At 36.2% G+C, this 6,770-nt stretch carries 6 protein-coding genes and 1 pseudogene; 1 reads left to right on the top strand and 6 read right to left on the bottom strand.

All coding sequences use genetic code 11. The annotated features are described in order from the left end of the window. Both G4P69_RS28600 and G4P69_RS28595 read right to left on the bottom strand, forming a co-directional pair. A pseudogene (locus tag G4P69_RS28600) lies at positions 1-679 on the bottom strand (cellulose-binding protein); the annotation flags it as partial. A 509-nt stretch (positions 680-1,188) separates the two neighbouring features. Then, positions 1,189-2,331 (bottom strand): ISAs1 family transposase, encoded by a 1,143-nt coding sequence (locus tag G4P69_RS28595; RefSeq protein ID WP_208341642.1) that lies wholly within the window; start codon positions 2,329-2,331, stop codon positions 1,189-1,191. Between the two features lie 246 nt (positions 2,332-2,577). On the opposite strand from G4P69_RS28595, the gene G4P69_RS28590 reads away from it, so the two are divergent. After that, entirely contained in the window at positions 2,578-2,985 is a 408-nt protein-coding gene (locus tag G4P69_RS28590; RefSeq protein ID WP_208341643.1) for a four helix bundle protein, read from the top strand. A gap of 385 nt (positions 2,986-3,370) precedes the next feature. Here the strand turns inward: G4P69_RS28590 and G4P69_RS28585 are convergent, their stop codons facing one another. From G4P69_RS28585 to G4P69_RS39565, 4 genes are all read right to left on the bottom strand, one after another. After that, a complete protein-coding gene (locus tag G4P69_RS28585; protein WP_208341644.1) occupies positions 3,371-4,480 on the bottom strand; it encodes an IS1634 family transposase in 1,110 nt (369 codons plus the stop codon). A 680-nt stretch (positions 4,481-5,160) separates the two neighbouring features. Then, the gene (locus tag G4P69_RS28580; RefSeq protein ID WP_208341645.1) at positions 5,161-5,568 is read right to left on the bottom strand and encodes an AMP-binding protein; all 408 of its coding nucleotides are present in this window, start codon (positions 5,566-5,568) and stop codon (positions 5,161-5,163) included. Beyond that, complete coding sequence (locus G4P69_RS39570) at positions 5,553-5,915, bottom strand: hypothetical protein (RefSeq protein ID WP_243902382.1); 363 nt, start codon at positions 5,913-5,915, stop codon at positions 5,553-5,555. The genes G4P69_RS28580 and G4P69_RS39570 overlap by 16 nt, the downstream gene beginning before the upstream one ends. 40 nt (positions 5,916-5,955) lie before the next feature. Further along, on the bottom strand, positions 5,956-6,732 hold the full coding sequence (locus G4P69_RS39565) for a hypothetical protein (protein ID WP_243902383.1): 777 nt from the start codon (positions 6,730-6,732) through the stop codon (positions 5,956-5,958). Positions 6,733-6,770 lie beyond the last annotated feature (38 nt).

The raw sequence follows: 6,770 nt of genomic DNA, 5'->3' as shown, positions 1-6,770 counted from the left end.
GACTTCGCCCAAAAGGTTCTGAAGTAGCATTTTTATTAAAGTCTATTAATGCTTGATACTTAGGCGATGTGTTTTGGCTAAGCGCCTCTAAAGCACCCCAACTACCCCATTTACTAGGCAGTGCTACGTCCACAAAATGCATAAACACCGTACCACCAGTTTTTTTCCAGTAATTAAGTAATTCCGTGTAAAGTTCATACATTGCTTTATGTCGATTTAATTGGATAAAAAACTGTTCCAATTTTTTGTTATTCTCTACTCCTCCATAGCCTACGATATGTTGCCCTCCTTCATAAGCAACTAACGCTAAACCTTTTTTCTGTGCGACTTTAATGTGATAAGTAAAGCTATTATAAACATCTAGCAAACTATCGTTAGAATGCTTCAGTAAACCCCCTTGTCTTAATTGTTGCAAGGCCTTACCAAAACCACCATCTTGATCGTTTAACCAAGATTCTACTGTTGGGGAGTTTTCAGGTGCTCCCAAGTTTCCACTAAAGTACCCTGATATAGCATAAGCATCAATACCATGTTGATAACAAGGTTTATTACCTTCAGCTACCCAGTATGAGCAATCTAAAACTGAATTTTCTAAACCTTGCCATGCTGTTTGAGTACTTATCGCACATACCACACGATTCTTTTGTTGGGCAAAGGCGCTTTTCCAAAGATCACACATTTGTCCACTACGCATCTAGGGCAAACGCATTAAAATGTGTAAAAAATAGTCTTGACAAAAAGAACTAGACGTGGATGTGGAACCAGGCTGATTTTGACAGGTAGCTTAAATCGGGAGAGAATCTGGATTTGATGATAGCAGTATCATGTAATACATGGAGGAAGTCAGATAACTATCTTTGTGTGTTACATGGAAAAAGCTGGGTGAGATTGACCGTGTATTACATGGGAATTATTCGTCGTAAACGAATGATTATTAAATCAAGGAAAAATAATAAACTAAGGTAGTCAAAATATTTAATTGCCTAAAGTTAGGTTTATGACAGCAGGTTAAATCGTCCTGCAATACCGTGTAATACACGGTAAAAGTGAATTTATAGATGAATTCAGCCTATCCATGTAACACACGATAAGCCTCGATTTCTTTTTCCATGTAATACATGGATGCAATCTTAATGAGAGCTTAATACTACTTGTATTAACTCGATTGAAGAAGTATGATAAACAAAATTACAATGAAAATACTCCTGATAAAATTTGTTCTAAATATTCGTTATCCCATCCAGCCTTATTTCTTTTACGTTTAACACCAGCTTTAACTGTTTTCTCTTTATTTAAAAGGTTAAGAGCAATGTGCCTAATAATTGCTAAGTTTTGAGGAGCATTACCTTTTCTGACACGGGAATCGTCTTCATCAAATTGTACATCAAGGATCCAATGTAGCTTGTTTTCTATATTCCAATGTGTACGGACGCATTGGGCTAAGAATTCAGCATTATTAGGTAAACTAGTAATAGAATAACGAGTTTCAAATGTGGTTGTTCCATTTTCTGTTCGCCACGAATTTATCATGACAACACTTGTAAGTTTTAACCATTCACCATCTGGATCTATTAATTCTTGAATATTACTTAACATCACACATTGTCGAATCTCATGACGACCATGCCCTGATTCATCTTTTCTAAAATCGCTATATTCAATCCCTTGAAAATCTTGCTTAATTACAGATTCAAATAGACTTTCAACTTGTCCATATAATGAGGGTTGATTCTTTTTTAGAGTAATAACATAATCACCACCTTGTTCAACAATCTGTTTAACAATTTCTTTCTGACATCCAATAGCATCTATAGTAACAATACAGCCTTGAAGACATAAAACTTTTAACAGTTTGGGAATGGCAGTAATTTCATTTGACTGATCATCAACTTTAACTTGTCCTAAAACTAAAGAATTGGCTGTCGCCCAAGCACTCACCATGTTTATAGCAGCTTTATTATTTGACGTATCATAAGAACCACGAAGAGTTTTCCCATCGATTGCAACTATTTCCTGATTTGTTAATTTGCTAACAGACTGAATCCAATTTATAAAACTTTTTTGAAATTGTTCAGGATCTAGTCGAGCAAATACTCTTGCGAAAGTGTCATGAGATGGTATTCCATTTGGTAATTCTAAAAAATTTTTCAACCATTCATGCTTTGACTCTCCAAACAACTCGATATCTTCCCATGTATCCGCCCCACAAATGATAGCGCAAAGAGAAATTGTGAGGATATCAATTAATTTATGTAGTTTCCTTCGCTCTATTCTTGGGTCATCAATGTTGCTGAAATGTTCAGATATTGTAATTCGGGGCTTCAGCTTCATAACTCTTAATACTTTTTTGTTGACTGGATTAACCGACTAATTCATTTTAACTACTTTCTTAACTCAATTCATTTTTAATAAATATTTAATCTCTCCAAATCTTGAATAAGCGAGATTGCTTCCTGGTACTCTTTGTGATTTACACCCCGCAAAGCAACTGTGCTTATCCATACATCACATTATTAACAAAATCTCAATCAAGACTATAATGAAGAAAAGCTATCTTGTTGTTGAGAAGTATGACAAATGTCTAGAGAAGCGATAAAAAGCCATAAAGACTTGGGAATTTATAAAATTTCCTTTTCAGCAGCGATGCTAATTTTTGAGTCGTCGAAAAAATTTCCAACTGAGGAGAAATATTCTTTAACTGACCAAATCCGTCGTTCCTCACGCTCAGTCTGTGCTAACCTTGCAGAAGCCTGGAGAAAACGTCGTTATGAAGCTGCTTTTATTGCAAAGCTCAATGATTGTGTTCGCGTAGCGTGTCGTAGACAAGCAGAAGCTGCGGAAACACAAACCTGGGTCGACTTTGCTGTTGAATGTGGTTATATGGAAGCATCTGTCGGACAAGAACTTTACGCTCGTTATTATCAAGTTTTATCTGGTTTGGTAAATATGATTAATAATCCATCCCCCTGGTTGATTAATCATTGAACAGATGAATATTTCTTTTTTTCACTCTCTAATTGTTTCTCTCCCCACTATTAACTTACCAGTTATACTTTATTAATATGAGTGTTTTCTTGATGACTGATAACAACAGTCTATAAGTTTTTCCGTCATTAAAGCGAGTCAGATCATCAAAACCCACATTGCGCACTTCAATTTGAAACACGAAACAATTACAAAATAGATAAAACCAAGAAAGTCAGGATAATTAAGAAAGGAATGACGAAATAATTTTCTTTTTAAACTAAATAATTAAATACAAAATATTTAACTGATAAAATAGGTTGTATAGGCACTAGAAATTTGAAGAAAAATAACTATTTCTTCGGACGTTAATAAAATGTTATCCAATATCCAGACGTTGTTTAGATTAAGAAAGTAAATAATATTTTTGGCAAGATGAAGGTAGATTATTTAAAATAAAATTCCGTTCTTCCGTTAAATTAACAATTTGATGGACGCCATTTAAAATTAAAATATGAATTCCTTGGAAACATTGAAAAACCCATCTTAATGTAGGAGTGAGCGTTAACTTTCCCAGTTGATTTTTTATTCCAATTTTGGCTCTTTTTAAGCTATTCCTCAGTTCCCTTTGACCAAGATTATAAACTAACAAGCACAGAGACATTAAAAATAACATCGTCTCTATTCTTTCAGGATTCTCCACAAAGAAACTATCAGCAAAGAATAAAGGATCTTTGAGAAACCTAAATCCTCTTTCGCAGGACTGTTGATTTTTATAATTTGTAATAATTTCTTCCGGTTCTAACTTATTCTCGTCAACTAAATTAGTCGCCAAGATAAATCTACCAGCTTCTTTTCTTAGTATTTCTATCTCTTTTATTTTTTCATACCCCACTGCTTCCATTTTATAAATAGTCTTATTATCTTTTGAGGTAACCTCAATAATTTGAATCTCTTTGATTGCAAACATTTTCAGACTTTTATTAATTCCTCTCAGTTTATATCGAGCCTGTTCTGGAGTTTCAAAATCTTCTTTTTTTAATTCCTTAAGAAGTTTGTCAAATTTATCTTTTTCTTTGTTTAGTTTTTTCTCTAGTTTTTCTAAATCACTGTCTCTTCTTTTTTGACTTTCTACTATTAGCCAAATTTGTTTAATTCCACCATAAGTTACTATTTCTTCTTTCCACTTATATCCTTCTAAATTTAGGTCTGCTCTTTTTTTTCTTTCTTCTGGAGTTATCTCTATATTTATATGCTCGATTTCTACTTCTTCTCCCAATAATATTTCGATTCCTTTATCTTCAAAAAACTGACTAAATAAATATAAAGGTCTTGATACAAACCCTAATCCATTGATTAAAATAGCTTTGACTATTATCCCTGCTGATATTTTCTCTCGAGGGTCTATTCCTAATCTTGAGTTTATTATTTCAACTATTCCAATTTCATCAATTAGCCCAGCGACTATCCCTAGGTGGTCGATATTTTTAATTTTTGTTTTTGACGTTGGAGACAATTTTTTACAAAAAAAAGGGAACGGGGAACTCTTAACAGGGAACAGGGAAAGAAAAAAACGTGACTTTGTGGGTTTAAAGCCCACTTGCAAATAAAGATGTATTTCGAGACGCGCAGCGCTCTTAAATACGGCGTCCTTGTTTCAATCCCACGGCGCGCATCCGTGGGTACACTGTTAAGAGTTCCCTGTTAAGAGTTCCCTCTGAATCCTAAAATATTTTTGAGTTTTTTTGATTGTCTCACGAGTGGGAGCCAACTACGAGTTACACGACAACACAATGCAAAACCAAGCATTTATAAGCTATCTCTTAAGATGCACATTTTGTAACGCTTACACAGCAAGGCTTTCAGAAAGTGAAGAAAATGTGCATCTTTCATATGTTGCTAGTGGCGATCGCCGCTAGTTAGAGGCTCAGATCTTGCATCTCTCCGTATAAACCCAGATAATGTAAAAATATGCGCGATAAAGCTACCTAATTTTTATTAGTTTTTATCGCTCAATCAAGGGTTCTAGTTTAATACTGAGTAATGAAACTACGTCCCTATTTCTAGGCGCAAGATGTGAGCTATGCCACCCGTTTCATACTCTTACAGCCCTGTTTATTTTTTAACCCGATTTACTTAAGTTTTTTTGTATTTTTATTTACTCTTTTTAGACATTTATTACGTATATATTTTATACTACATTTTGAAGTGCGCAATGTGGGTAGTAATGGAATTAGCTGCAAAGACTACATTACTGTGATCCGACATAACACCTTTTGGTTCCCCAGTGCTACCAGAGGTGTAAATGAGGCAGGCTAGATCTAGGTCAATGTTAACCTTGACTGGGCGCTGCTCTGAGTAATCACATTGAATAGCGTCATAGGAGAGAAAATTACCAGCATCAAGTTCATGAACCGGTGAGGTAAGTACAACATTCTTGAGTGATCGCACCGTTTGGCTTAACTGTTGTGCTAATTTTACCTGCTTGCCACTGGTGATTAAAATGCGGGCTTCGCAATTGTTAAGAATGTAGGCGCACTTATCATACTTAGTTGTGTGGTATCCCCTCAATACTTCGGGGTAAGTAATTATTCTGGTTGCCACGACCAACCAAAGGGATTACCAGAAGATTTCTCACGAATAATAGTAGCAAGAGAGGGGATTTTCCTTTCCTCAGAAATGCGATAGCGAAGCGCTGCTGCGAAGCGCAGATCGCGCACATACTCAAAAAAGCTAATTCCCAATTTACGAGTAGTAGCAACAAGAGACATAAAAGTATCCCAAGCCTTAGTACCCTCAGTAGTCTGAGTGGCGTAGCTAATATTACGTCGCTGCACCATAGTTCTAGCAGCTAACTCAGCAGGATTGTTATGCAAAGGTAATTCCGGATGCTCTAAAACTAGAAGCAACTCCGATGCTTTGGCAGCAGTTAATCGTTTTCGTTCATCCAACTGTTCGTAACCACTTTTTGAGCCAAAAAGTTTCCAGAATTTAGACTTTAGGCATCGTGCAAGTTCTGCGCTTGGAGAATCTGTGTAAGCTAGTAGTTCTCGGTAGTAATCCCAAAGTTGGTCCCTCCAAATAGATTTCACTTTTCTCTGTTTCAAAATCTGCGTGGTTTTTGATCAACAGGTTCGACAAATAACCTGCTGACATGAAGATGCCAATATCCTCTAAAAATTCCAGCAGTTTACCTTGGGTCATATTGCCGCCGTAATACAAACTGATGACGAGGGCTTTTACTCCCGGACCAAATTCTCCCTCATAACCCAATGGTAGTTCTGCTAAGTAGGTTTTTCCCTCGGATGGAGAGTAGTATTTTTGTTTACGGAATAGTACGTTATCGGTTGTAAGTTTGATGTCTTGAACGATGACTTCTTCATACCCTTTAAACTGCGCGTCTGCTGGCAGTAATTTTAGGGGATACTCTAGTATTTCTTCTCTGTCTATTTTGATACTTTGATTTTTGCTGCTTTTGATGTGCTTTTTTGGAGTTTGTCGTTCTTTCTCTGACGAGTGGTTGCCGAGTTCGCCTTTGAATTTTTTAGCTTTTATGTCTGGCTTCCCTTGTTCTCCCTGAAGGCGGTTGTTTTCATCCCGCAACCTTTGATTTTCTTCTCGTAGTTCTTTGACCTGTGAGTTTAATCTCTCTATGAGGTTCAATAATATCTCCACGGTTTGACGCACCGACTCGTCTGCAATCCCTGAGGGGTTGATGGTTTGCAGCAGATCGGATACTGAGGTGTCAGGGGGTGATTTTTGCGTCATGTGCAATATTCTATGACGTTTTGTGCATCTTGCTCACC

Source organism: Aetokthonos hydrillicola CCALA 1050 (assembly GCF_017591665.1).
Taxonomy (GTDB): Bacteria; Cyanobacteriota; Cyanobacteriia; order Cyanobacteriales; family Nostocaceae; genus Aetokthonos; species Aetokthonos hydrillicola.
This window is presented reverse-complemented; position numbering and strand designations above follow the sequence as displayed.

Coding starts and splice junctions, on each gene's coding strand:
- G4P69_RS28595 (WP_208341642.1), bottom strand. CDS start 2,331: ATGAAGCTGAAGCCCCGAATTACAATATCTGAACATTTCAGCAACATT.
- G4P69_RS28590 (WP_208341643.1), top strand. CDS start 2,578: ATGTCTAGAGAAGCGATAAAAAGCCATAAAGACTTGGGAATTTATAAA.
- G4P69_RS39565 (WP_243902383.1), bottom strand. CDS start 6,732: ATGACGCAAAAATCACCCCCTGACACCTCAGTATCCGATCTGCTGCAA.